21 protein-coding genes are annotated in these 24,471 nt (G+C 67.7%); 14 read left to right on the top strand and 7 right to left on the bottom strand.

All coding sequences use genetic code 11. The features are described 5' to 3' along the window. The first annotated feature begins 80 nt into the window (after nt 1-80). From K7G19_RS01775 to K7G19_RS01810, 8 genes are all read left to right on the top strand, one after another. Entirely contained in the window at nt 81-1,016 is a 936-nt protein-coding gene (locus tag K7G19_RS01775) for a Bug family tripartite tricarboxylate transporter substrate binding protein (RefSeq protein WP_370639491.1), read from the top strand. Between the two features lie 26 nt (nt 1,017-1,042). Next, a complete protein-coding gene (locus tag K7G19_RS01780; protein ID WP_226105429.1) occupies nt 1,043-2,050 on the top strand; it encodes a D-2-hydroxyacid dehydrogenase in 1,008 nt (335 codons plus the stop codon). A 126-nt stretch (nt 2,051-2,176) separates the two neighbouring features. Continuing rightward, entirely contained in the window at nt 2,177-2,632 is a 456-nt protein-coding gene (locus K7G19_RS25000) for a cobalt-zinc-cadmium resistance protein (RefSeq protein ID WP_304524162.1), read from the top strand. 80 nt (nt 2,633-2,712) lie between these two features. After that, nucleotides 2,713-4,017 (top strand): TolC family protein, encoded by a 1,305-nt coding sequence (locus K7G19_RS01790; RefSeq protein WP_226105431.1) that lies wholly within the window; start codon nt 2,713-2,715, stop codon nt 4,015-4,017. Nucleotides 4,018-4,035: 18 nt separating this feature from the next. Continuing rightward, entirely contained in the window at nt 4,036-5,262 is a 1,227-nt protein-coding gene (locus K7G19_RS01795) for an efflux RND transporter periplasmic adaptor subunit (protein ID WP_226105432.1), read from the top strand. A gap of 14 nt (nt 5,263-5,276) precedes the next feature. Then, nucleotides 5,277-8,441, top strand: a complete 3,165-nt coding sequence (locus tag K7G19_RS01800) for a CusA/CzcA family heavy metal efflux RND transporter (RefSeq protein WP_226105433.1) — start codon at nt 5,277-5,279, stop codon at nt 8,439-8,441. Nucleotides 8,442-8,553: 112 nt separating this feature from the next. Continuing rightward, nucleotides 8,554-9,069: a DoxX family protein gene (locus K7G19_RS01805; RefSeq protein WP_226105434.1), complete on the top strand. Its 516-nt coding sequence runs from the start codon at nt 8,554-8,556 to the stop codon at nt 9,067-9,069. Between the two features lie 124 nt (nt 9,070-9,193). After that, nucleotides 9,194-10,132, top strand: a complete 939-nt coding sequence (locus K7G19_RS01810; RefSeq protein WP_226106275.1) for a LysR family transcriptional regulator — start codon at nt 9,194-9,196, stop codon at nt 10,130-10,132. Between the two features lie 127 nt (nt 10,133-10,259). On the opposite strand, the gene K7G19_RS01815 is transcribed toward K7G19_RS01810, so the two are convergent. Further along, nucleotides 10,260-11,156: a LysR family transcriptional regulator gene (locus tag K7G19_RS01815; protein WP_149318230.1), complete on the bottom strand. Its 897-nt coding sequence runs from the start codon at nt 11,154-11,156 to the stop codon at nt 10,260-10,262. A gap of 103 nt (nt 11,157-11,259) precedes the next feature. Between K7G19_RS01815 and K7G19_RS01820 the strand changes: the two genes are divergently transcribed. The 3 genes from K7G19_RS01820 (at nt 11,260) to K7G19_RS01830 (ending at nt 14,363) form a co-directional block, all read left to right on the top strand. Further along, complete coding sequence (locus K7G19_RS01820; protein WP_226105435.1) at nt 11,260-12,441, top strand: TauD/TfdA family dioxygenase; 1,182 nt, start codon at nt 11,260-11,262, stop codon at nt 12,439-12,441. Next, nucleotides 12,438-13,340 (top strand): oxaloacetate decarboxylase, encoded by a 903-nt coding sequence (locus K7G19_RS01825; protein WP_226105436.1) that lies wholly within the window; start codon nt 12,438-12,440, stop codon nt 13,338-13,340. Before K7G19_RS01820 ends, K7G19_RS01825 begins: the two co-directional genes overlap by 4 nt. 72 nt (nt 13,341-13,412) lie before the next feature. Beyond that, entirely contained in the window at nt 13,413-14,363 is a 951-nt protein-coding gene (locus tag K7G19_RS01830; protein ID WP_226105437.1) for a tripartite tricarboxylate transporter substrate binding protein, read from the top strand. A gap of 148 nt (nt 14,364-14,511) precedes the next feature. On the opposite strand, the gene K7G19_RS01835 is transcribed toward K7G19_RS01830, so the two are convergent. Further along, nucleotides 14,512-15,210 carry an SDR family NAD(P)-dependent oxidoreductase gene (locus tag K7G19_RS01835; RefSeq protein WP_150083509.1) on the bottom strand — a complete coding sequence of 233 codons (699 nt, stop codon included), beginning with the start codon at nt 15,208-15,210 and terminating at the stop codon, nt 14,512-14,514. 231 nt (nt 15,211-15,441) lie between these two features. Continuing rightward, nucleotides 15,442-15,915 carry an Lrp/AsnC family transcriptional regulator gene (locus K7G19_RS01840; protein WP_149318235.1) on the bottom strand — a complete coding sequence of 158 codons (474 nt, stop codon included), beginning with the start codon at nt 15,913-15,915 and terminating at the stop codon, nt 15,442-15,444. 261 nt (nt 15,916-16,176) lie between these two features. Between K7G19_RS01840 and hppD the strand changes: the two genes are divergently transcribed. The 3 genes from hppD to K7G19_RS01855 all read left to right on the top strand — a co-directional run bounded on the left by hppD (nt 16,177) and on the right by K7G19_RS01855 (nt 20,103). Further along, nucleotides 16,177-17,250 carry a 4-hydroxyphenylpyruvate dioxygenase gene (hppD, locus tag K7G19_RS01845; RefSeq protein ID WP_226105439.1) on the top strand — a complete coding sequence of 358 codons (1,074 nt, stop codon included), beginning with the start codon at nt 16,177-16,179 and terminating at the stop codon, nt 17,248-17,250. Between the two features lie 168 nt (nt 17,251-17,418). Beyond that, on the top strand, nt 17,419-18,804 hold the full coding sequence (locus K7G19_RS01850; protein ID WP_149318237.1) for an amino acid permease: 1,386 nt from the start codon (nt 17,419-17,421) through the stop codon (nt 18,802-18,804). A 96-nt stretch (nt 18,805-18,900) separates the two neighbouring features. Beyond that, nucleotides 18,901-20,103 carry an amino acid aminotransferase gene (locus K7G19_RS01855; RefSeq protein ID WP_226105441.1) on the top strand — a complete coding sequence of 401 codons (1,203 nt, stop codon included), beginning with the start codon at nt 18,901-18,903 and terminating at the stop codon, nt 20,101-20,103. 59 nt (nt 20,104-20,162) lie between these two features. Here the strand turns inward: K7G19_RS01855 and K7G19_RS01860 are convergent, their stop codons facing one another. From K7G19_RS01860 to K7G19_RS01875, 4 genes are all read right to left on the bottom strand, one after another. Next, a complete protein-coding gene (locus K7G19_RS01860; protein ID WP_226106276.1) occupies nt 20,163-20,798 on the bottom strand; it encodes an N-acetyltransferase in 636 nt (211 codons plus the stop codon). 53 nt (nt 20,799-20,851) lie between these two features. Next, nucleotides 20,852-21,712 (bottom strand): DUF342 domain-containing protein, encoded by an 861-nt coding sequence (locus K7G19_RS01865; RefSeq protein ID WP_149318239.1) that lies wholly within the window; start codon nt 21,710-21,712, stop codon nt 20,852-20,854. A gap of 778 nt (nt 21,713-22,490) precedes the next feature. Next, on the bottom strand, nt 22,491-23,411 hold the full coding sequence (locus K7G19_RS01870; RefSeq protein WP_226105443.1) for a tetratricopeptide repeat protein: 921 nt from the start codon (nt 23,409-23,411) through the stop codon (nt 22,491-22,493). Beyond that, a complete protein-coding gene (locus tag K7G19_RS01875) occupies nt 23,408-24,289 on the bottom strand; it encodes a Ku protein (RefSeq protein WP_226105445.1) in 882 nt (293 codons plus the stop codon). Before K7G19_RS01875 ends, K7G19_RS01870 begins: the two co-directional genes overlap by 4 nt. Between the last annotated feature and the right edge of the window lie 182 nt (nt 24,290-24,471).

Here is a 24,471-nt window from a genome sequence, read left to right on the forward strand (position 1 = left end):
GTCGGCCATACACAACAAGCAACGAGGAGACAACGATGTTCCGTTTCACCAAACCGATCGTCCGCGCCATCGCGCCGGCGATGATCGCCGCCACCGCGGCTTTGACACCGCAGGTCCATGCGGCCGACTATCCCACCAAGCCGGTACGCGTGGTGGTGGCCTTCACCCCTGGCGGCACCACCGACATCCTGGCGCGCAATGTCAGTCAGCAGCTGGCGCAGCGCTTCAAGCAGTCGTTCGTCGTCGACAATCGTCCCGGCGCCGGCGGCAATATCGGCACGGAGTTCGTCGTCCGCGCGCCGGCCGACGGCTATACGCTGCTGGTCAATTCGGTCGGGCCGATCTCGATCAACCAGACGCTGTACAAGCGGCTGAGCTACGACCCGCTGACGGATCTGGTGCCGGTCGTGCAGATCGCCGATGTGCCGAACGTGCTGGTGGTCCATCCCTCGTTGCCCGTCAAGAACCTGGACGAGTTCGTCGCCTATCTGAAGGCCAACCCCGGCAAGCTGAACTACAGCTCGACGGGCGTGGGCACCTCCTCGCACCTGTCCGGCTTCATGCTGACCGAGCGGATCGGGGCACCCGCCACGCATATCCCCTACAAGGGCGCAGACGCGCTGAACGACCTGCTGTCCGCCCGCGTGCAGTTCATGTTCGCCACCATTCCGTCGGTGATCTCCCACATCCAGAGCGGCAAGCTGCGCGCGCTGGCCGTGACCAGCGCCAAACGCTCGCGTTCGCTGCCCGATCTGCCGACGGTCGCCGAGAAGGGCTTCCCCGGCTTCGAGGCCGGTTCGTGGTTCGGCTTCTTCGCGCCCAAGGGCACGCCCGAGGCCGTCGTGATGAAGATCAACCGCGCCGTCAACGAGGTGCTGCCGTCGCTGCAGGCGCAGATGATCCGCGAGGGCGCCGATCCGGTCGGCGGCACGCCGCAGCAGTTCGGCAAGTTCACCCGCGCCGAATACGAGAAGTGGAAGCTCGTCGTGCGCGCCTCGGGCGCTTCGGTAGACTGAAGCCCCGCATCCGATACGCCGACACCATGACCGCTTCTCCGCGTGCCGCGCCATTGCGCATCCTGTTGTCCGAGCCGGCCCTGCAGGCCCATGGCGATGCCATCGCCGCGGTGCTGCAGGACCGTCCGTGGGCCGCGGTGCTCGCGCCCGCCATCGATGACCCGCGCGCCGTCGACGCCGATATCGCCTTCGTCTCGCGCGATGTCACCGGCCTGTCGACCAAGCATGAGGTATTGCCGTCGACGCAGCGCTTCTACACCGCGCTGCTCGAGGCGCCGTCGCTGCGCTGGACCCATGTGCATTCCGCCGGTGCCGACCGGCCGGTCTACATCCAGTTGCGGGAGCGCGGCGTCAAGGTGACCACCTCGTCCGGTGCCAATGCCAGCGTGGTGGCGCAAACGGCGTTGGCCGGTCTGCTGACGCTGGCGCGCCAGTTTCCCCGGATGCTGGCTGCGCAGCGGGAACGCCAATGGGCGCCGCTGATCGCCACCGGCATGCCGCGCGACCTGCACGGACAGACCGCGACCGTCGTCGGCTGGGGACCGATCGGCCAGCAGATCGGCGCGGTCCTGCACGCCCTCGGCATGCGTGTGGTGGCGGTGCGGCAACGTCCCGACTCAGCCGGCCCGGACTATCAGACCGTGACATACCGGACGCTGCCCGAGGTGCTGCCGCACACGGACTGGCTGGTGCTGGCCTGCCCGCTGACCGACGAAACCCGTGGGCTGGTCGGCGCCGATGCGCTGGCGCGCTTGCCGGAAGGGGCGCACCTGATCAACGTCGCCCGCGGCGAAGTCGTCGACGAGCCGGCCCTGATCGCCGCGCTAAGCGAGGGCAGGCTCGCCGGCGCCTATCTGGATGTGTTTGCCCACGAGCCCTTGCCGGCCGAATCGCCGCTGTGGGACATGCCCAACGTCATCGTGACGCCGCACAGCGCCGGTTTTTCCGATGGCAACGCGGCCCGGGTCGTCGACATCTTTCTCGACAGGCTGCGCGCGCTGGCGACACACGGCGATCCCGACGCGCGGGACTGACATCGCCAGCCGGCGCTTCGCATCGGTCTGAAGGGCAGGGGATGTTTGCGGTACACTGTGCCGCTCGCGGAGGCACCACGGGGGCATCAAGCCCTGCGCCGCCCGCAGCCCTTGTCCCGATCGTCGATGCGCCGGTTCTTCCTGATCCTTCTGGTATTGCTGTTGCCGCTCCAGTCCGCCTGGGCCGCGGCCACCGCGTATTGCCAGCACGAACAGCGGCCGGCGGCCAAATGGCATCTGGGCCATCATCAGCACGAGCATCGGGGCGACGGCAACGCCGAGGCCGGGACGTACGGCAAGGCCGATAACCGAGCTAATCTCGGTGCCGACAACGCGGCCGATCACAACGCCGATCACAACGCCACCACCAGGGCCGACGCCAATCACGGCACCGATGCCAAGGGCCTGTTCGATCCCGACTGCGGCATCTGCCATCTCGCTTCGCTGCCGTTCGCCTGCCCCGAGCCGGCCGTCCTGCCGGCGCTGCGCCTGCCGCGGACCGTGCTGGTGACGCACGATTTCCACTACACCTCTCTCCATCCCCGCGCCCCCGATCGCCCGCAGTGGCGTCGTCTCGCTTGAGCGGCGAGACGAACGGTTCGATTTCCTGCTGAATTCCCGTCTCGCCGGATTCCCTTGGTGTCTTTTCCAGGTGCAATTCGATGCGACGATTCATGGTGCCGCTGTGCATGGCGGCGATTCTTGTTGGTCCGGGCCGGGCTGGGGCACAGCCATCCCCGCAGTCAGCCTCTCAGCCATACGCTCAGCCATACCCACAAGCACAGCCAGCCGCGCCCGGGGCCTCCGCATGGCCACGGGAGGCCGCTGAACCGCTGACGCTCGACACGGCGCTGGCGCTGGCCGCCGCGGGCAATTTCTCGCTTTCGGCCGCGGCCAGGGAGCTCGACGCCACCGAAGGCGCGATCCGCCAGGCCCGCACGCTGCGCAATCCCGAAGTGGCGCTCGCCATGGAGGACACGCGGCGCGAGACCCGCGCCACCACGGCGCAGCTCAATCTGCCGATCGAACTGGGCGGCAAGCGCGCGGCCCGCATCTCCGCCGCCGAGCTGGGCCGCGACGTCGCCCAGGCGCAATGGCGCAGCACCCAGGCCGACTTGCGCGCCACGGTGATCGCCGCCTTCTTCGGCGTGGCGGTGGCCCAGGAGCGCGTCAGGCTGGCCGCCGCCTCGGTCGACATCGCGCGCAAGGGCACCGATGCGGCGGCAAGACGCGTCGCCGCGGGCAAGGTCTCGCCGCTGGAGGAGACCCGGGCCGCGGTGGAGCAGGCCAATGCCGAACTGGAACTGGCCGACGCCACGGCCGAACTGCAGTCGGCCCGGCAGGCGCTGGCCGCGCTGTGGGGCAATGCCTCGCCGCAATTCACCGAAGTCCGCGGCGACCTCGATGCGCTGCCGTCCCGTCCCGCGCCCGAGCAGCTGCTGGCCGCGCTGGAGGACTCGCCGCTGCTGCAGAGCAGCCGTCTCGAAGTGGGACGCCGGCAGGCGCTGGTCGATGTCGAACGCAGCCGCCGCTATCCCGATATCACGGTCAGCGTGGGCACCAAGCGGGACAACGAGGCCAATCGCACCATGCCGGTGCTCGGCGTGGCGATACCGCTGCCGCTGTTCGACCGCAACCAGGGCAATCTGTACGAATCGATCCGGCGCGCCGACAAGGCCGCGGACGAATTTCTCGCCAACCGCATCCGGCTGACCAACGAGCTGCAACAGGCGAGCAACCAGCTGACGGTATCGCGCAGCTCCGCGCAGACGCTCAAGACCACCGTGCTGCCCGCGGCCGAGCGCGCCTACGAGGCCGCCACGCGCGGCTTCGAGGCCGGCAAGTTCGACTTCCTGAACGTGCTCGACGCCCAGCGCACGCTGTTCCAGGCGCGCATCCGCTACCTCGGCGTGCTGGCCCGCGCCTATCAGGCGGCCACCACCATCGACCGCATCGTCGGACGCTGATCAGGACCGATTTCAATCATGGCAATCACACCGAAGCAAAGGGCCGCCATCGCGGCCATTCTCGCGGCCGGCACGCTGGCGACCGCGGCCGTGCTGCTGACCGGCCGCTCAGGCTCGGCGGTCCCGCATGGGGACCACGGCGACGCGCACGCGCATGGCGCCGGGCAGGCATCCGCTTCCGCCGCGACGCCGGCCGCGGACAAGCATGCCGACGCCGACGCGCCCATCGCGCTGACCGACGAACAGATCCAGCGCGCCGGCATCGCGATCGAGACCGCCGGCCCCGCGACGATCCAGTCGGGACTGCAGTTTCCCGGCGAAATCCGCTTCAACGAGGACCGCACCGCGCACGTGGTGCCGCGTCTGGCGGGCGTCGCCGAAAGCGTGCCGGCCACGCTGGGCGAGCAGGTCAGGAAGGGGCAGTTGCTGGCGGTGATCGCCAGCACCGCGCTGTCGGATCAGCGCAGCGAGCTGCTTGCCGCGCAACGCCGCATGGAGCTTGCCCGCGCGACCTACCAGCGCGAACGCAAGCTGTGGGAAGAAAAGATTTCCGCCGAGCAGGACTATCTGCAGGCCAGGGCGGCGCTGGAGGAGGCCCGCATCGCCGTGCAGAACGCGCAGCAGAAGCTGACCGCGGTCGGTGCCACGCCTTCGGCGGCGCGGCTCAACCAGTTCGAGCTGCGCGCGCCATTCGACGGCGTCATCGTCGAGAAACACCTGGCCCTGGGCGAGGCTGTGGCGGACAACGCCAATATCTTCACGATCTCGGACCTGTCGACCGTCTGGGCCGAATTCGTCGTTGCCGCCAAGGATCTGGAACACGTGCGCGTCGGCGAGACGGCGCGGATCCGTTCGGCCGCGTCCGACGGCAAGGCCGAAGGGAAGATCTCGTATGTCGGCTCGCTGCTGGGCGAGCAGACCCGCACGGCCAAGGCGCGCGTGACGCTGACGAATCCGAATCTGGCCTGGCGGCCCGGCCTGTTCGTCACGGTCGAGGTGCTGACCGCCAAGGCGGCAGTTCCCGTCGCGGTGCGGGCCGATGCGATCCAGGAGGTCGACGGCCAGCGGGTGGTATTTGTCGCCGGCCCGAAGGGCTTTGTCGCGCAACGCGTCGTGCCGGGACGCAGCGACGGCCAGCTGGTCGAGATCCGCGAGGGGCTTCGCCCCGGCGTGCGCTATGCCGCCCGCAACAGCTTCGTGCTGAAGTCCGACCTCGGCAAGGACGCTGCCGGGCACGAGCACTGACACGGGAGGTCGCCATGTTCGAACGTGTCATCCGTTTCGCCATCGCGCAGCGCTGGCTGGTGCTGCTCGCCGTGCTCGGCATGGCGGTATTGGGCGCGCTCAGCTACACGCGCCTGCCGATCGACGCCGTGCCCGACATCACCAACGTCCAGGTCCAGATCAATACCTCGACGCCGGGCTATTCGCCGCTGGAGACCGAGCAGCGGATCACCTATCCGATCGAAACCGCGATGGCGGGCCTGCCGGGCCTCGAGCAGACCCGTTCGCTGTCGCGCTACGGGCTGTCGCAGGTCACCGTGATCTTCCACGAAGGCACGGACATTCATTTCGCACGCCAGCTCGTGAACCAGCGCATCCAGGAGGCCAGGGAGAGGCTGCCGGCCGGCGTGTCGCCGGCCATGGGGCCGATCTCGACGGGACTGGGCGAAATCTATCTGTGGACCGTCGAGGCCGAGGAGGGCGCGCGCAAGCCGGATGGCTCGCCCTACACGCCGACCGATCTGCGCGAGCTGCAGGACTGGGTCGTCAAGCCGCAATTGCGCAATGTGCCGGGCGTCACGGAGGTCAATTCGATCGGCGGCTTCGACAAGGAATACCTGGTCGCGCCGAGCCTGGAAAAGCTGGCGTCGTATGGACTGACGCTGGCCGATGTCGTCAGCGCGCTCTACCGCAACAACGACAATGTCGGTGCCGGCTATATCGAGCGCAGCGGCGAACAGTATCTGGTGCGCGCGCCGGGCCAGGTCCGCAGCGAGGCCGACATCCGCGACGTGATCGTCGGCAGCGCACAAGGGCAGCCCATCCGCGTGCGCGATATCGCCGAGGTCGGCGTCGGCAGGGAGCTGCGCAGCGGCGCCGCCACCGAGAACGGCAAGGAGGTGGTGCTGGGTACCGTCTTCATGCTGATGGGCGAGAACAGCCGCGCGGTGGCGCAGGCGGTCGGCGAGCACGTCGACGCGATCAACCGCACCTTGCCGAAGGGCGTCCGCATCGTGCCGGTCTACGATCGGACCCGGCTGGTCGACAAGGCGATCGCCACCGTCAAGAAGAACCTGCTCGAGGGCGCGGTGCTGGTGATCGCGGTACTGTTCCTGTTTCTCGGGAATATCCGCGCGGCCATCATCACGGCGCTGGTGATTCCGCTGTCGATGCTGTTTACCTTTACCGGCATGGTCAGCTATCGGATCAGCGCGAACCTGATGAGCCTGGGCGCGCTGGACTTCGGCATCATCGTCGACGGCGCGGTGGTGATCGTCGAGAACTGCGTGCGGCGACTGGCCCATGCGCAGGCGCATCGCGGCAGGCCGCTGACCCGGTCGGAGCGCTTCGAAGAGGTGTTCGCCGCCGCGCGCGAGGCGCGGCGGCCGCTGCTGTTCGGCCAACTGATCATCATGATCGTCTATCTGCCGATCTTTGCGCTGACCGGCGTGGAAGGCAAGATGTTCCACCCGATGGCGTTCACCGTGGTGCTGGCCTTGCTGGGGGCGATGCTGCTGTCGGTGACGTTCGTGCCGGCCGCCGTCGCGCTGTTCATCGGCGAGCGCGTCGCCGAGAAGGAGAACCGGCTGATGGCATGGGCGAAGCGGCGCTATGCGGTCTGGCTGGAGCGGTCGCTGGCGAATGCGCCGGTCGTGCTGACCTTTGCCGGCGTCGCCGTCGTGCTTTCGCTGGCCATGGCCTCCCGGCTCGGAAGCGAGTTCATTCCCAATCTGAACGAGGGCGATATCGCGATCCAGGCCCTGCGCATTCCCGGCACGAGCCTGTCGCAGTCGGTCGAGATGCAGAAGCAGCTCGAAACGACGCTGATGGCGAAATTCCCCGAGATCGAGCGCGTGTTTGCGCGTACCGGCACCGCGGAGGTGGCGTCCGACCCGATGCCGCCCAATATCTCCGACGGCTACATCATGCTGAAGCCGCGATCCGAATGGCCGCAGCCGGCCAGGACACGCGAGGCGCTGCTCGAAGCGATGCAGGATGAGGTCGCCAGGCTGCCAGGCAATCGCTACGAGTTCTCGCAGCCGATCCAGCTGCGCTTCAACGAGCTGATCTCGGGCGTTCGGTCCGACGTCGCGGTCAAGGTCTTCGGCGACGATCAGGCGGTGCTCGACCGGACCGCCGAACGCATTGCGGCGGTGCTGCGGGACGTGCCCGGCGCGTCCGAGGTCAAGGTCGAGCAGACTACCGGCCTGCCGATGCTGACCGTCGGCATCGACCGGCACAAGGCGGCGCGCTATGGGCTCAATCTGGCCGATATCCAGGACGCCGTGGCGATCGCCATCGGCGGCAAGGAGGCGGGCATGTTCTACCAGGGCGATCGGCGCTTCGACATCATCGTAAGACTGCCCGATACGGTCCGGCAGGACATCGAGGCGCTGCGCCGGCTGCCGATCGCATTGCCCAAGGGCGGAGGGGCCGATGCTCGAGTCAGCTATATCCCGCTGGCCGAGGTCGCGACGATCGAGATCGCGCCCGGCCCGAACCAGATCTCGCGCGAGAACGGCAAGCGGCGCGTCGTCGTCAGCGCCAATGTCCGCGGCCGCGATATCGGCAGCTTCGTGCCCGAAGCGCGGGCCGCGATCGACAAGGCGGTCAGCGTGCCGGCCGGCTACTGGCTGGGCTGGGGTGGCACCTACGAGCAGTTGCGCTCGGCCACGGCCCGGCTGCAGATCGTCGTGCCGGTCGCCTTGCTGCTGGTCTTCGTGCTGCTGTTTGCGATGTTCAACAACATCAAGGACGGCATGCTGGTGTTTACCGGCATTCCGTTTGCGCTGACCGGCGGCATCCTGGCGCTGTGGCTGCGCGGCTTGCCGCTGTCGATCACCGCGGCGGTCGGCTTTATCGCGCTGTCGGGCGTTGCGGTGCTCAACGGCCTGGTGATGCTGTCGTTCATCCGCACGCTGCGCGACGAAGGCAAGCCGCTCGACGAGGCGATCCGGCTCGGCGCGCTGACGCGGCTGCGCCCGGTACTGATGACGGCGCTGGTCGCCTCGCTGGGCTTCGTGCCGATGGCAATCGCCACCGGCACCGGCGCCGAGGTGCAACGGCCGCTCGCCACCGTGGTGATCGGCGGCATCCTGTCATCGACGGCGCTGACGCTGCTGGTGCTGCCGGTGCTGTATCGGCTCGCGCATCGGCGCGATGCGGTGGTGCCGGCCGCTGCCGTGCCGCACTCCGCCTGATTGTTGGAGTCCATTGGAAACACAAGCCAATGGCGGCCGGATTGTCCGCTCCGGCCGCCATCGACAGAATGGGCTCCATCGCGGCCGGGGTGCCGCAGTGGTGGAGAGAGACATGACGAAGCGAATCATCGAAGAGGGGCAGCCGGGGCCGGCAGTTGCCGGGATGTCCGATGGATCGGTGCGGCGCCGGCACGCCGCTGGCGCGCGCTTTGAACCCGTCGCCTATCTGCTGCTCCGCATCGTCTTCGGCATCGTGATGATGACCCACGGCCTTCCCAAGCTGCTGGGCACCAGCCACGGCTCGATGGCCGATCCAATGGCGGGCGCGACGCGGCTGATTGCCGAGGTCCTGCATCTGCCCGGCGCGCCGGTGCTCGCCTGGCTGGTGGCCGTGCTTGAGACCTTCGGCGGTGCGATGCTGGTGGCCGGGGCATGGACCCGGCCGCTGGCAGCGCTGATGACGGTGCAGATGATCGCGATCTGCTATATCCACCGGCAGCACTTCGCGTGGATCGACCGGGGCATGGAATATCCGCTGGTGCTGCTGGCCGTGGTGCTGCTGATCGCCGCGCGAGGCGGCGGAGCGTGGTCGGTCGATGCCGCGCTGCATGCGCGCCGGCGGGCCTAGAGCAGGCCGGCACGGCCCGGCGCGGCCCGGCGGCAGCGCGCCGCCACGGCAAGGAAAGGATTGACCGCCGCCCGATCGATCTGTTAATTCTGCCGGACCTTCAATGCAGATCGATCCCAACGGCATGGACCGCTTCGACGCCTTGCAACTGTTTACCCGCATCGTGGAGCTCGGCAGCTTCTCCGGTGCCGCCAATGCGCTCAATATCCCGCGCGCCACGGCCACGCATGCGATCAAGGAACTGGAGGCGCGGCTCGGCGCCCGGCTGCTGGAACGCACCACACGCCAGGTCCGCCCCACGCTCGACGGCCAGGCGTTCTACGAGCGCAGCAAGCGCGTGCTCGCCGAACTCGAGAATGCCGAGACCTCGCTGAGCAGCCACGCCACCGATCCGCGCGGCACGCTGCGGCTCGATCTGCATGGCACGCACGCGGCGATGATCATCCTGCCGCGCATCGGCGAATTCCACCAACGCTATCCGCATATCGAGTTGGCGATCAGCAGCGGCGACCGGCTGGTCGATCTGATCGGCGAGGGCATCGATTGCGTGGTCCGGGCCGGCGTGCCGCGCGAGTCCTCGCTGGTGGCGCGACGGCTCGCCAACCTGACCGAGGTGATCTGCGCCAGCCCGGCCTATCTGGACCGGCACGGCGTGCCCCGCCACCCGGACGAACTCGCCCGGCATCAGGGCGTGGGCTTTTTCGCCCGCAATCACGATTACCGCTATCCGTTCACCGTGCGCGTCGACGGCGAGGTGGTCGAATACCAGCCACGCGGCTGGATCACCGTCAGCGACGCCGAGTGCTATACGCAGGCCGGGCTGGCCGGCTGCGGTTTGATCCAGGTGCCGCGCTTCCGCATCGAGGACCATCTGCGCACGGGCCGGCTGGTGCAGGTGCTGGCCGATTGGCCGTGTTCGGAGCTGCCGGTGTCGGTCATGTACACCTCGCAGCGCCAACTGGCGCCCCGAGTGCGGGTCTTTGTCGACTGGGTGTCGGCGCTGTATGAAGAGCGCTTCGGGCCGGTGCGGGCCGGCGCATCGTCGCGGCGGCGGGCGTCATGACGATGGCGCTGGATGACCGTCCTGACTGTCCGGCACGACCTTCCTGAAACGACCATCCCGAAACGACCCTACTGATCGACCGTCCTGACCGACCGTCCCGAAGGACCGCCCTTGACGACCCTCCGCGTCAATGCGCCGCCGCCACGGCACGCTGAAACGACACCGCGGTATGCCGCATCGCGTCGCGCACGGCGGCGACCGAGCGGTTGTCGTCATCGGCCTTGCGGGTCACCATCGACAGCGTCAGCACCGGCGCCGCGCGGCCGAGCCGGACGATGCGTACCGGATATCCCTGCAGCACCACGGGGTCCGGTGACTGCACGATCGACACGCCCAGTCCCGCGCTGACCATGGCCACGATGGCCGGCGCGCTGTCGAATTCCACGGTGCCACGGATCTCCGGCACATGGTTGCCGACATACTGCGCTGCCAGCGCGCCCGACACGGTATTGCGGTCGTAGCGGATCCAGTCGTACAGGCGGAACAGCGACGCCACATTGCTTTCCATCGCGCCCGGCGGAGCGATCAGCACCAGTTCGCGGCGCAGCATCGGCGTCCAGCGCAAGCGCGCGGTTCCGCCCGAGGGCGGTTGCGCGACCAGCGCCGCATCGAGCTCGCCGGCCTTGACCGAGGCGGTCAGGGTACTGCTGCGGCCGCGCTCCAGCCGCAATTCGAGCCGAGGATGGCGCTCCCGCACGAAGCGCACGATGCCAGGCAGCAGCACCGGCTGCAACGATTCGATGATCCCCAGACGCACCACGCCTTCCACCGCAATGCTGTTGCCCGCGCGCAGGGCCTCCAGGTTCTGCAGTGCCTGCTGCATCGTCTCCGAAACCTGATGAGCCAGGCGATTGGGGCGCGCCTGCAGTCCCGAGCGGTCGAACAGCGGCCTGCCCAGATACTGCTCCAGCTGCTTCATCTGCATGCTGACGGCGCTCGGGGTCACGTTGGCCTGCCGCGCCGCGGCGGCGAAGGTGCCCGTCTCCAGCACGGCGGCAAGCGTATGGAAGGTCTCGATCTTCATCAAAAATCCTTATGAAGCATCTCAAATAAGTTCGCTTTTCTCATCATACGCCGGCTCGCTAGACTTGTTCCCAACGTATCGAACAACATGTGGAGGAGTCCCGATGGCAGTCACCGCCGCAACCGAACCCGCGCAACGCGCGCAACGTCCGCAGCCCTGGACGGCGCGGCAGGCCAGCGAGGACCGCTCCTGGGTCCTGCGATTGAACGCTGCGCAGGTCCAGGGCATGCGCGAGGCACTGGCCCATGCCAAGGCCGTCAACAAGCCGCTGCTGGAGATGGAGCAGGCCGATTTCCCGCTGAACGACGCCGCGCGCGACGTGCTGCGGCAAGCCATCGACACCACGCAGGGCCGCTGGGGCATGTGCCTGCTCAAGGGCTTCCCGGTCGACGAGTGGACCGAGCAGGAGGCAAGGCTCGCTTACTGGGGCATGAGCCTGCATATGGGTGTGGCCCGCACGCAGAACCGCGCCAGCGAGATCATGAACGACGTGCGCAACGAAGGCGGCGAGTACAAGGTCAAGGGCGGCCGCGGCTACAACACCAATGCCGGCCTCGACTTCCACCAGGATTCCTGCGATGTGGTCGGCCTGCTGTGCCGCCGCACCGCCAAGGCCGGCGGCACCAGCAAGGTGATCAGCTCGATCGCGCTGTACGATGAAGTGCAGCGCCGCCGCCCGGACCTGATCCCGGTGCTCAAGGGCACCTTCTTCCATAGCTACCAGGGCACGCAGGACCCGAGCCAGCCGCCGTATTACCGCTGCCCGATCTTTGGCAGCCATCCCGAGTACTTCGCGGCGCGCACCAACCGCAAGAACACCGTGGCCGCGCAGCGCGACTTTCCCGAACTGCCACGGCTGAGCCCGCAGCAGATCGCGGCGCTCGATCTGCTGGACGAGCTGATGCCAAGCGAGCTGCTGTGCTACACGATGGAGCTGGAGCAGGGCGACATGCAGCTGCTGAACAACTACGTCACGCTGCATTCGCGCACGCCGTTCGAGGACCATGACGAGCCCGACCGCAAGCGCCATCTGTTCCGGCTGTGGCTGGCGGTGCCCGGCTCGCAGCCGTTGCCGGACGACTGGAAGGAGTACTACGGCGACGTGCGCGCCGGCTCGGTGCGCGGCGGCGTGCGCGGCAGCGCGATCACGCAGGCCTTCCTGGACTACGAGAAGCGCCAGGCCGCGGCGCTGAACATGCTGTTCGAGCCGTGGCGCCCGCAGGTTCGGCAGGAGGACATGGCGCGCATCCTGGCCAATTACGCCAACGCGGTGGCCGTCGCATGAGCGGCACCGCGGGGGAAGCGGGACGGTCCCGCTCGCTGAAGGCGCGGCTGATGCAGGCGCGGGCGGAGCCGGTGCTGGCGCCGGGCGTCTACGATGCGCTGTCCGCGCTGCTGGCCGAGCAGGCCGGCTTCGAGGCGCTGTATCTGTCCGGCGGCGCGGTCGCCTACACGCTGCTGGGCCGCTCCGACGTCGGCCTGACCACGGCGACCGAGACCGCCGACGTGCTGGCGCGCATCGCCGACCGCGTCTCGCTGCCGATCATCGTCGATGGCGATACCGGCTACGGCAACGCGCTGAACACGCAGCGCACGGTGCGTGCGTTCGAGCGCGCCGGCGCCGCGATGATCCAGCTGGAGGACCAGGGCTTTCCGAAGCGCTGCGGGCATCTGGCCGGCAAGTCGCTGGTGTCGACCGCCGAGATGTGCGGCAAGCTGCGGGCCGCGCTGGATGCCCGGCACGATGCCGACACGCTGATCCTCGCGCGCACCGATGCCGTCGCGGTGGAGGGTCTGGACGCCGCGATCGAGCGCGCCGAGGCCTATCTGGCCTGCGGCGTCGATGCGCTGTTCATCGAGGCGGTGGTGTCGGCCGAGGACATGGACCGCGTCTGCGGCCGTTTCGCCGCGCGCATTCCCTTGCTGGCCAATATGGTTGAAGGCGGCAAGACGCCGATCCAGAGCGCGCCCGAACTGGGCCGGCGCGGCTATTGCATCGTCATCTATCCCGGCGGCACGGTACGCTTCGCCTCGCGCCAGTTGCAACGCTATTTCGCGGGCCTCAAGGCGGCGGGCACCACGCGCGCCTTCGCCGGCGAGATGAACGATTTCGATGCGCTGAACGCGCTGCTCGGCACGCCCGAGCTGCTCGACACCGCCAGGCGGTATGCCGGCGACGACTGAGCGCCAATTCCCGTCCACTAGCGCGCCCATCGATCGACAGACCTATATAAAAACCCCCAGGGGGAGACAACCATGCAACGACGCGATTTCCTCGGGCTGCTCGCTGCGGCCGCGATATGGCCCCGCGCGGCACAGGCGGCCGCCGTTACCAGGATGATGGTCGGCGCGACACCGGGCGGCGGTACCGATCTGGTGGCCCGCGCGCTGGCCGCCGAACTGGAGCAGCGGCTCAAGCAATCGTTCATCGTCGAGAATCGCGGCGGCGCCGCCGGCAATATCGCCGCGATGGCGGTGGCCAAGGCCGATCCCGACGGCGGCACGCTGCTGCTCAGCTATACCAGCCACGCGATCAACCCCGCGCTGTTCGACAAGAAGCCGTTCGATCCGCTGAAGGACTTCACGCCGATCTCGTTGATCGCCAGCTCGCCGCTGGTGCTGGTGTCCCGTCCGGACCTCGGCGTCGGCAATGTGCGCGAGCTGATCGCGCTGGCCAAGTCGCGGCCCGGCAAGCTGAGCCTGGCGGTGGCCGGCGTCGGCAGCGCCAACCATCTTGCCGGCGAGATGTTCAAGCGCGAGGCTGGGATCGAGATGATCAGCGTGCCGTACAAGGGCGCCGCGCCGGCGGTGGCCGACGTGGTCGCCAGCCAGGCCGATCTGCTGCTCGGCAATGTGGCCACGGTGCAGCCGCTGCTGCAGGCCGGCAAGATCAAGGGGCTGGGCGTCAGTACCGCGCAGCGCCTGCCGTCGATGCCGGAGCTGGCCCCGATCGCCGAGGTGGTGCCGAACTTCGACTACAGCTCGTGGTACGGCCTGCTCGGGCCTGCCGGCATGCCCGCCGATACCGTGGGGCAGCTGGGCAAGGCCGTGCGCACCGCGGTGGCCTCGCCCGCGATGCGCAAGCGTCTGCAGGGCGAGGGGCTGGTGCCGGTCGGCAGCGATGCCGCCGAATTCACGCGCTTCCTGCAGAGCGAGATCGCCCGCTGGGCGAAGGTGGTCGCGCTCACCGGCACGCGGGTGGGCTGAGGGGAGCCGAGTTCAATTCGAGGTCGGCCGAGGTCAGCCGAGGAGCCGAGGAGCCGAGGAGCCGAGAAGCCGACGAGCCGACGAGCCGACGTCGGCCCAGGTGAGCGCGGCGGGCGGCGCGAGGCCCCCCATGCCGCCCATGCCGCCTTCAGGCCCGGTTCACCACCGGCAGCAGCGCGCCGTGAATGGCGCGGGCCGCATCCGAGGCCAGGAACAGGATCGCGTCGGCCAGCGCCGCGGGATCGACCCAGCGCGAGGCATCAGCGTCGGGCATCGCCGCGCGGTTTTCCGGGGTATCCAGCACGCTGGGCAGCACGGCATTGACGTGCACGCCCTGGTCGCGCACCTCCGCCGACAGCGCCTCGGTCAGCCGCGCCAGCGCGTCCTTCGACGCGCAGTAGGCACCCATCTGCGCCAGTCCGCGCGCGGCCGAGTTCGCGCCGACATTGACGATCCTGCCGCCGCCGGCCGCGATCATGTGCGGCACCACCGCGCGCGACACGTTCAGCACCGTACGCAGGTTCAGGTCGAACATCCGCTCCCACTGGGCATCGGCGCCTTCGCCGACGACCGGACCCATGCCGAAGCCCCCCGCCAGATTGCAGACCACGTCGATGCGCTGGCAACTGCCGATCGCCTGTTCGATCGCGCGCTTTACCGCCCCGGCGTCGAGCAGGTCCGCTTCCACCGCGAGATGCGCGCCGGCCGGAAGGGCGGGGCTGACGCCCGGGCGGTCCACCAGCACCAGGCGGGCGCCGGCACGCGCGAAGGCGTCGGCGACGGCGCGGCCGAGGTTGCCGGCCGCGCCGGTGATGAGGACGGTCTTGTCGTGGAAGTCGAATGCCATGTCAGGTCTCCAGGGAATGCGTTGCATCGCGCCGCTGACGTCGGCGGATGCGGCCGGCGTCCCGATGTATGTCGGCCGATGCGGCCGGCGCCCAGTGTATGGCGACGCGCCCAACAGGATGTTGCGATTGCGGCTCGGGCTAACCCTGTGTCGCGGCAGAAAATTGCGGCACCGCGCCGGTCCTGGCGTGAGAGGCCTCGGCGGCGTCCCCGAGTTGTCTAAAAAAGTCGCCTACAAATCCAGCGGCATCGCACTGGTGCACTTGATTTCGTCGAGGCAGACGCTGGAGCGCACGCCGCTGACGCCCGGAATCCGCATCAGCGTATCGAGCAGGAAGTCCGAAAGCGACTTCAGGTCCCGCGCGACCACCTTCAATACATAGTCGATATCGCCCGTCACGGAGAAGCACTCCTGGATCTGGGCCAGCTCGGTCACCAGGCCCTTGAACTTCGACAGGTCGCGGATATGCCCGCGCTCCATCGTCACATGGATGAAGGCCACCACGCCGAAGCCGAGCATGGCGCCGTCGAGCCGGGCCTCGTAGCGCTTGATGATGCCGCTTTCCTCCAGGCGGCGGTGACGCCGCAAAGTCTGGGCCGGCGACAGGTTGATGGCCTCGGCTAGTTCCAGGTTGGAGGCGCGGCCGTGCTCCTGCAGGACGTCCAGCAGGCGGCGGTCGGTGCGGTCCAGTTCGATCGAATGCATCTTTATTTCTCCGGAGCCATATTTGATGAAATGTTATCTCACATCCTAGGGTTTCCCTGTGGTTTTAACGAAATCCAATTTGGCGCCGCGAAATATAAACTGCATCGCATCGCTGCATGCGTTCGACCCTCAGGCGACATGTCGGGGCCCTGCTGGGACCCGACACCCGCCGGCGCGATTCGACGCATGAGCAGCCGAAATAATATTTCCCGGGGGATGCCCCGGCATCCCGGACCCACAACCCACTTGCCAGAAGACGATATGAGCGATCTCTTTGACAACCCGATGCAGCTGATGGGCTTTGAATTCGTCGAATTCGCCTCGCCGACGCCGAATGTGCTGGAGCCCCTGTTCGAACAGATGGGCTTCACGCTGGTGGCCCGCCACCGCTCCAAGGACGTGGTGCTGTATCGCCAGGGCGACGTCAATTTCATCGTCAATCGCGAGCCGAACAGCCTGGCCGCGTACTTCGCCGCCGAGCACGGCCCCAGCGCCTGCGGCATGGCGTTCCGCGTCAAGGACTCGCACAAGGCCTATGCCCGCGCGCTCGAGCTCGGCGCGCAACCGGTGGAGATCCCGACCGGCCCGATGGAACTGCGCCTGCCGGCGATCAAGGGGATCGGCGGCGCGCCGCTGTACCTGATCGACCGTTTCGAGGACGGCAAGAGCATCTACGACATCGACTTCGAATTCATCGAAGGCGTGGACCGCCGCCCGGCCGGACATGGCCTGAAGCTGATCGACCACCTGACGCACAACGTCTACCGTGGCCGCATGGCGTACTGGGCGGACTTCTACGAGAAGCTGTTCAACTTCCGCGAGATCCGCTACTTCGACATCAAGGGCGAATACACCGGCCTGACCTCGAAGGCGATGACCGCGCCGGACGGCAAGATCCGCATTCCGCTGAACGAGGAATCGCAGAAGGGCGGCGGCCAGATCGAGGAATTCCTGATGCAGTTCAACGGCGAAGGCATCCAGCACATCGCCTTCCTGTGCGACAACCTGATCGAGGTCATCGACAACCTGCAGCTGTCGGGCGTGCCGCTGGCCACCGCGCCGAACCAGTACTACTACGACAACCTGGCCAAGCGCCTGCCCGGCCATGGCCAGCCGGTCGACCAGCTGCAGGCCCGCGGCATCCTGCTCGACGGCACCACCGAGGGCGGCCAGCGCCGCCTGCTGCTGCAGATCTTCTCGAAGCCGTTGCTGGGTCCCGTGTTCTTCGAGTTCATCCAGCGCGAAGGCGATGAAGGCTTCGGCGAAGGCAACTTCAAGGCGCTGTTCGAATCGCTCGAGCGTGACCAGATCGAGCGGGGCGTGCTGAACGTCTGATCCGTCAGCTCGTCGGCGACCCCGGCCGCTCGCGTCGGGATTGTTCACAGGGTCATATCCACCGACTGCCCGGCGCTACCCGCGCCGCGGCAGCGCACAGCCATAAGCGCCCGCCCCCATAGAGGCGCCCGGCTATCATTCCAAAAGAATGGGTAGAGGAAACACTTCATGCATGCAGATCAATCGGACCGCTCGCTCAAGCGCGGCCTGAAGAACCGGCACATCCAGCTGATCGCGCTGGGCGGTGCCATTGGCACGGGCCTGTTCCTGGGCATTGCCCAGACCATCAAGATGGCGGGCCCCTCGGTATTGCTGGGCTATGCCGTCGCCGGCATCGTCGCCTTTTTCATCATGCGCCAGCTCGGCGAGATGGTGGTCGACGAGCCGGTGGCCGGCTCCTTCAGCTACTTCGCCGACAAGTACTACGGCCATTTCGCCGGCTTCATGTCGGGCTGGAACTACTGGGTGCTCTATATCCTGGTCAGCATGGCCGAGCTGTCGGCGGTCGGCATCTACGTCCAGTACTGGTGGCCGGAGATTCCGACCTGGGTGTCGGCATTGGCCTTCTTCCTGATCATCAACGCGGTCAACCTGGCCAGCGTCAAGTCCTTCGGCGAGACCGAGTTCTGGTTCTCGATCGTCAAGGTCGCGGCGATCATCGGCATGATCGGCTTCGGCGGCTATCTGCTGGTGTCCGGCGAGGCAGGCCCGCAGGCCTCGGTCGCCAACCTGTGGCAGCACGGCGGCTTCTTCCCGAACGGCGTGTCCGGCCTGGTGATGGCGATGGCGGTGATCATGTTCTCGTTCGGCGGCCTGGAGCTGGTGGGCATCACCGCGGCCGAGGCCGATTCGCCCGAGAAGACCATCCCCAAGGCGACCAACCAGGTCATCTATCGCATCCTGATCTTCTATGTCGGCGCGCTCGGCGTGCTGCTGTCGCTGTACCCGTGGGAGAACGTCGCCAGCGGCGGCAGCCCCTTCGTGCTGATCTTCCATGCGCTGAACAGCAACTGGGTCGCCAACGTGCTGAACGTGGTGGTGCTGACCGCGGCGCTGTCGGTCTACAATAGCGGGGTTTACTGCAACAGCCGCATGCTGTTCGGCCTGGCACGCCAGGGCAACGCCCCCAAGGCGCTGCTGAAGGTCAACCGGCGCGGCATTCCGGTGGTGGCCCTGGGCGCATCGGCGGCTGCCACCGCGGTCTGCGTGCTGATCAACTACCTGATCCCGGGCAAGGCCTTCCAGCTGCTGATGGGCCTGGTGGTGTCGGCCCTGATCATCAACTGGGCGATGATCAGCGTGATCCATCTGAAGTTCCGCGCCCACAAGCGCAGCGCCGGCCTGACCACGCGCTTCCAGAGCTTCGGCTACCCGCTGACCAATTACCTGTGCCTGGTCTTCATGGCCGGCATCCTGGTGATCATGTACCTGACGCCGGACCTGCGCCTCTCGGTCTATCTGATCCCGGTGTGGCTGGGCGTGCTGGCCGTGTGCTACCGGCTGCGGAACAAGGACGCGGCGCAGGCGCTGCCGCAGGGCGCACCGGTGCGCTGAGGCAGTGACGGCAATGCGAGGCGGCGCCCGGCGCCGCTCGCGACGCCGCGCGTCATCTCCGATCTTGCATCGGTCTCAATCTGGCTTGAGGTTTTCATGTTTGCTCATATCGACGCCTACCCCGGCGACCCCATCCTGTCCCTGAACGAGAACTTCGCGCAAGACCCGCGTCAGGACAAGGTCAATCTGACGATCGGCGTCTGCTTCGACGACGAAGGCCGCCTGCCGCTGATGGCCGCGGTGCGCGAAGCAGAAGCCGCGCTGGTCGCCGACCAGGGTCCGCGCCCGTATCTGCCGATGGCCGGTATCGCCGGCTATCGCCAGGCCGTGCAGAAGCTGGTGTTCGGCGAGAACAGCCCCGCGCTGGCCGAGGGCCGCGTCGCCACCATCCAGACACTGGGCGGTTCGGGCGCGCTGCGCGTCGGCGCCGATTTCCTGAAGCGCTATTTCCCCGAGGCGCAGCTGTGGATCAGCGATCCGAGCTGGGACAACCATCGCGTGGTGTTCGAGCGCGCCGGCTTCCAGGTCAACAGCTATCCGTACTATGACGACGCCACCGGCGGCCTGCGCTTCGACGCGATGATCGACGCGCTGCGCCAGGTGCCGAAGGGCCATGTGGTGCTGCTGCACGCCTGCTGCCACAACCCGACCGGCGTGGACCTGAACGAGGCGCAATGGCGCGAAGTCATCGCCGTGGTCAAGTCGCGCGGGCTGCTGCCCTTCGTCGACATGGCCTATCAGGGCTTCGGCACCGGCCTGCAGGACGATGCCTTCGTGATCCACGAACTCGTGCGCGAAGGCGTGCCGTGCCTGGTCGCCAATTCGTTCTCGAAGAACTTCTCGCTGTACGGCGAGCGCTGCGGCGGCCTGTCGGTGGTCTGCGCGAACGCCGAGGAAGCCGGCCGCGTGCTGGGCCAGCTGACCGGCGCGGTGCGCGCCAACTACAGCAACCCGCCGACGCACGGCGCCCGCATCGTCGGCAAGGTGCTGACCACGCCGGCGCTGCGCCAGTCGTGGGAGGCCGAACTGGCCGCCATGCGCGAGCGCATCGCGGCGATGCGCACGGCGATCCACGGCAATTTGCAGCGCCTGGTCGGCGATGCGGACCTGTCGCGCTATCTGGCGCAGCGGGGCATGTTCACCTATACCGGCCTGTCCGCCGAGCAGGTCGATACGCTGCGCACCGAGCACGGCGTCTATCTGGTCCGCTCGGGCCGCATGTGCGTGGCCGGCCTGAACCACGGCAATGTGGCGGTGGTCGCGAAGGCGATCGCCGGCGTGATGGCCGCGAAGGGCTGATCGCGTAGCGCAGTAAAACGAAGGGCCCGCGCACGGCAAGGCGCGGGCCCTTGTTCCATCTACACCACCATCCCCGTCGCGGCCCCCAGCGCCGCCATCGTCCATCCCCGTCCCAGCAGCACCATGCGGGTATGCAGGTCGTCCCGCACGGTCTCGGACACCTGCGGCCCCAGGTCGCGCAGCGCCTTGTCGCGCAGTTCCACATAACCGCGTTCGTAGTCCGCCGCCAGGGCATGCCATAGCGCATGCGCGCCCGGCGACTGGCGTGCGCCGGTGATCAGGCAGTGTCCCGCATCGAGATACCGGCGATAGATCGCCGAGGCGAGGCCACGGCGCTGGTAGGGCGGGGCGAACTTCGAATGCGGGGCGCGCAGATGGCGGTCGGCGCGGCGGTCCAGTTCAACCAGCCGGTTGAAGACGGTATAGCCGGCAAGCCGGCGCCGCACGGTGTCTTCGACATAGAAGTAATACTCCCCATCCGCCTCGCGGTAGCGCACCACCAGCCCCGGCAGGGCCGAGGGCGTGGCCGCGATGCCATGCAGGCAGTCGCCGGGCTGGTAGAGCCGGTCGTACAGCGCCTGCAATTCGGCCTCGAGCGCGTCGGGGGCGTGATCGACATCGATGCGCAGTTCGATGGCGCGCAGCAGGCGGGCGAGGGTGGAGCGGCTTGTATGCCGCTGTCGCGGCGAGTCCATCCATGAAGCGGGGCCGGCGGCCGCATGGGCGAGAAGGAGCGACATGGCCGTCGTCAACCGCTCTGCCAGGCGCCGCTGACCAGGTTCTCGGGTTTGCGGCGGGCAACGATGCGCGCGCTGACGTCCCAGATGTCGATCCGCACGTTCAGTCCCGCATGAATGCCATATCCCGGCCCGGTGACGATGTCCTCGTCGGTCTGCACGCCTTCGCCGGCCTTGATCGCGCTCTCCGCCACGATGGATCCCGTTGCCTTGATGCCCCAGCCGGCTTCGATATGGTGGCTGCTGCGGATCGCGCCGCCGGCCTCGATGCCCTGGCCGGCGCTGATGCCGTGGCCCTGCAGATCGCCGTCGGCCTTCAGCGTCCCGCCGCAGCGGATCGCGTGCTGCGCGGCGATGCTGTCGCCCGCGCGCAGATTGCGGCCGACGTGGATGTGCTCGCCCGCGCTGATGTCCCAGCCCGCGCGCACGCTGCCCTTGGCATCGAGGAAGGTTGCGACGTCGATGCCCCACGCGGCCTTGATGTCGCCGCCGGCCTCGATGGCGCCGCCGCTGTAGAGATTGCCGGCGCAGTCGATATCTTCGCCGGCGATGATCGCCGTGCCCGCGCGGATGCCGCCGCCGACGCGGATCGTGCGGCCGGCCCGGACCACCGAATCGACATCGATGGCGCCGCGCACGACCAGCGTGCCGGCGAACACCAGCGCGCCGGCGTTCAGCGCATCGAGCGTCAGCACGGCATCGGTGGGGCCGAACTGGTCCAGCAGCCAGCACGCATCGCCGACGCGGCCGGCATCGACCAGCGCATCGAGCAGCCGCTGGTAGTCGCTGCCGTCATGCCGGTTGCGCAGGAACCATTTGTAGCCGTCCGCGCAGGGGCGTTTCGCCTTGACGAAATTCTGGGTGAGTTCCATGGACATCGGGACCTCGGTAGTCGGTGAAGGGTGGGGCTGTCGTGCCTTGGGCGGTGGCACGCACGAATGCAAGCGCGATGCCGCGCTCCCTCTCCCCACGCGGGAGAGGGAGGCGCGGAGGGAAACCGCGTTCAAACCGCCTACAGCGGATTCATCACGATGAATTCAACCGCGAGATAAAGCGCGGCAATGCCGGCCATGGCGAGCAGGGCGCGGCGATAGACGACGGCGGATTTTCTGGTCTTGGCGGACATGCGCTCTCCCAATTGCACGTTGAACAGTGGATCGCCGATCGTCGATGGCGATCCCCGGGCAATGTGCCGTGCCAGGGAGACCGGTGTGGGACTGTTGGTGCTAGTCCCGGACTCCCCGCACGGCTGAGAGAAGCACGGCGGGAATATGGGATGTGCGGGCGACCATGGCCTGGCGCGCGGCAAAGCCGCAAGCGTCGCCGTACGCGCGTGCCGCCACAGCATGCAGGGCATGCTGGAAAAGGGCGGAGCGGCGCAGGACGAGTTGCATTCGGTCGCGAAGAAGAGGAAGGAGTGAGCCGGTGTCTTCGGTGGAGCGTTTGCTCCATCGCCCGGAAAACCGGGGAAAAACGGCTGAAAGCAGGCCGAGTATCCCATAGCCGTTGAGAAGTCTCAACCCTGCGGCGCACCATGCGCCCTCGACAGAGCCCGTGCCACAGCCCCCCAGCGGCAGACGCTCAACGGCCGAGCCTCATCGGCAGCCCCTCATCGGCAGCCCCTCATCGGCAGCCCATCATCGGCAGCCCTCAGCGACAGTACTTCCGATACTGGTTGAAATGCCGAATCGCGCGATGCGCGTCGCCCAGCTGCTCATGCAGCCGGGCCGCATTGAAATGCGCATCCGCCATGTCCGGCGCGATGTCGATGCAGCGGTGATAGCTGCGCAGCGCGTCCTCGTATCGCTCCAGATCTTCGAGCGTGACGCCGAGATTGAAGTGGAGCAGCGGTTCGTCGCAGATCGCGGTGAGCGCGTCCCGATACAGCGATTCGGCCTCCTGCACGCGCCCCGCCTCGGTCAGCAGGCAGCCGAGGTTCAAATAGGGATCGGCGTAGTCGGGGGCGATCGCGATCGCGCGGCGGTAGGCTTGTTCGGCCTTGCGCATGTCCTGTGCTTCGAGCTGGCAGCCGAGCTGGAACCATGTAGCGGCGTCGGGGCCGTGGCCGGTATGCTCCTCCGCGCGGTGCTCGGTGGGGTCGGTGCAGTTGTCAGCGCGGTTGTCAGCGCAGTTATCAGCGCTGTTTTCGGCCCGGTTGTCGGCCTTCCTTGCCGACTGGATCGACAGCACCGCGCCCGGCTGCGACCGGCTCGGCTGCAATTCCATCACCAGCTGGCCGGTCTCGACCTCCCACTGGCGATGCGCCTCGGAGACGACCACGCCATTGCCGACCGCCGCGATCCGCACACCCGACAGCGGCCGGTCCTGCGACCACGCCTTCAATCGCTGCAAGGCCCGCGTGACGCGCCGCGGCGGCACATTGGCCTTCTTCAGCGAATCGGCGGTGCGGATCAGCACCACGTCCTGGAACGAGAACTGGCGCTCGCCGCGGCTGCCCTTGATCGGTTCGAGCAAACCCGCTCGCGTCAGGCTCGCCACCGTCCCGCGCGAGACGCCGAACGTGCCTTCGATGTCCTTCAGCGTGAAGCTGTCCTTGCCGACCGCGCTCATTTCCTGGCAGTACGTCGGATCGGGGTCGCGGCCTCCGTGGCGCGCTTGGCGCCCTTGCGCGGCGCCGCCTCGCGCGCGGGCTTCTTCGCGGTGGCCTGCGACTTGCTCAGGCTCGCCTTGAGCGCCGCCATCAGGTCGATCACCTCGCCGCCCTCGCTGGGCCGCTCCGCCGTCGCCGAGACCGTGATCTTCTTGCCCTCGATCTTCTTGTCGATCTCGGCCAGCACGCGCTGCTTTTCCTCGTCCTGATAGGCGGCCGGGTCGTAGGCCTCCACGGTGCTCTGCTCGATCAGCTGCTCGGCCAGCGTCAGTTCGGCGGGGCGGATATCGGTGCGCTCGACGTTCAGGTCGGCCATCGAGCGGACCTCGTCCGCATAGAGCAATTGCTGCAGCACCAGGCCCTCGTCGTTGGCACGCACCTGCACCATGTACTGCTTGCCCTTCCACACCCAGGTGGCCAACGCGCAGGTGCCGGTCTTGCGCATCGCCTCGGTCAGCAGGCTGTATGGCTTGGCGCCGCGCTTGTCGGGCGCCAGATAGTAGGCCTTGTCGAAATAGATCGGGTCGATGGCGCCCATCGGCATGAAGGCGACGATGTCGATGGTGTGGCGCGCGCCGGTCTCCAGCGCGTCGAGCTCGTCGGGCGTGAATACCACGTACCGGTCCTTCTCGAACTCGTAGCCCTTGACCATGTCGGCGCGCTCGACCACCACGCCCTCGCGCTGGCAGATGTACTGCTGCCGCAGCCGGGAGCCGCAGCCCTTGTGCAGCAGGTTGAAACCGATGCCGGACTTGCTTTCGGTCGCGGAAAAGACCCGGACCGGAATGGAAACCAAGCCGAAGCTCAGCGAGAGGGAGGCAATGGAGCGTGCGGCCATGTCGTCACCTTTCGGGTTGGCGTATTGCTAAAGAATAGTCGACGCTTCGTCTGCACGCCTGCCTCAGGCTTTCGTATAATGGCGGGTTTGCCGCCATGTCACCGCGCCAACGCGGGATGCGGACGGCTGCCGGGCACCGCCCGCCCTCTGCTCTGACGCCCTGATCTCCCTCTGCGCCTCTC

Source organism: Cupriavidus sp. DB3 (genome assembly GCF_020418465.1).
GTDB lineage: Bacteria > Pseudomonadota > Gammaproteobacteria > Burkholderiales > Burkholderiaceae > Cupriavidus > Cupriavidus cauae.

What these genes read in the sequence shown, in the direction of transcription:
- K7G19_RS01800 (WP_226105433.1), top strand. Translation starts at nt 5,277, where the DNA reads ATGTTCGAACGTGTCATCCGTTTCGCCATCGCGCAGCGCTGGCTGGTG.
- K7G19_RS01875 (WP_226105445.1), bottom strand. Translation starts at nt 24,289, where the DNA reads ATGGCCGCACGCTCCATTGCCTCCCTCTCGCTGAGCTTCGGCTTGGTT.
- K7G19_RS01815 (WP_149318230.1), bottom strand. Translation starts at nt 11,156, where the DNA reads ATGAAGATCGAGACCTTCCATACGCTTGCCGCCGTGCTGGAGACGGGC.
- K7G19_RS25000 (WP_304524162.1), top strand. Translation starts at nt 2,177, where the DNA reads ATGCGCCGGTTCTTCCTGATCCTTCTGGTATTGCTGTTGCCGCTCCAG.
- K7G19_RS01830 (WP_226105437.1), top strand. Translation starts at nt 13,413, where the DNA reads ATGCAACGACGCGATTTCCTCGGGCTGCTCGCTGCGGCCGCGATATGG.
- K7G19_RS01805 (WP_226105434.1), top strand. Translation starts at nt 8,554, where the DNA reads ATGACGAAGCGAATCATCGAAGAGGGGCAGCCGGGGCCGGCAGTTGCC.
- K7G19_RS01790 (WP_226105431.1), top strand. Translation starts at nt 2,713, where the DNA reads ATGCGACGATTCATGGTGCCGCTGTGCATGGCGGCGATTCTTGTTGGT.
- K7G19_RS01825 (WP_226105436.1), top strand. Translation starts at nt 12,438, where the DNA reads ATGAGCGGCACCGCGGGGGAAGCGGGACGGTCCCGCTCGCTGAAGGCG.
- K7G19_RS01775 (WP_370639491.1), top strand. Translation starts at nt 81, where the DNA reads ATGATCGCCGCCACCGCGGCTTTGACACCGCAGGTCCATGCGGCCGAC.
- K7G19_RS01795 (WP_226105432.1), top strand. Translation starts at nt 4,036, where the DNA reads ATGGCAATCACACCGAAGCAAAGGGCCGCCATCGCGGCCATTCTCGCG.
- K7G19_RS01810 (WP_226106275.1), top strand. Translation starts at nt 9,194, where the DNA reads ATGGACCGCTTCGACGCCTTGCAACTGTTTACCCGCATCGTGGAGCTC.
- hppD (WP_226105439.1), top strand. Translation starts at nt 16,177, where the DNA reads ATGAGCGATCTCTTTGACAACCCGATGCAGCTGATGGGCTTTGAATTC.
- K7G19_RS01840 (WP_149318235.1), bottom strand. Translation starts at nt 15,915, where the DNA reads ATGCATTCGATCGAACTGGACCGCACCGACCGCCGCCTGCTGGACGTC.
- K7G19_RS01780 (WP_226105429.1), top strand. Translation starts at nt 1,043, where the DNA reads ATGACCGCTTCTCCGCGTGCCGCGCCATTGCGCATCCTGTTGTCCGAG.
- K7G19_RS01850 (WP_149318237.1), top strand. Translation starts at nt 17,419, where the DNA reads ATGCATGCAGATCAATCGGACCGCTCGCTCAAGCGCGGCCTGAAGAAC.
- K7G19_RS01820 (WP_226105435.1), top strand. Translation starts at nt 11,260, where the DNA reads ATGGCAGTCACCGCCGCAACCGAACCCGCGCAACGCGCGCAACGTCCG.
- K7G19_RS01860 (WP_226106276.1), bottom strand. Translation starts at nt 20,798, where the DNA reads ATGGACTCGCCGCGACAGCGGCATACAAGCCGCTCCACCCTCGCCCGC.
- K7G19_RS01865 (WP_149318239.1), bottom strand. Translation starts at nt 21,712, where the DNA reads ATGGAACTCACCCAGAATTTCGTCAAGGCGAAACGCCCCTGCGCGGAC.
- K7G19_RS01870 (WP_226105443.1), bottom strand. Translation starts at nt 23,411, where the DNA reads ATGAGCGCGGTCGGCAAGGACAGCTTCACGCTGAAGGACATCGAAGGC.
- K7G19_RS01835 (WP_150083509.1), bottom strand. Translation starts at nt 15,210, where the DNA reads ATGGCATTCGACTTCCACGACAAGACCGTCCTCATCACCGGCGCGGCC.
- K7G19_RS01855 (WP_226105441.1), top strand. Translation starts at nt 18,901, where the DNA reads ATGTTTGCTCATATCGACGCCTACCCCGGCGACCCCATCCTGTCCCTG.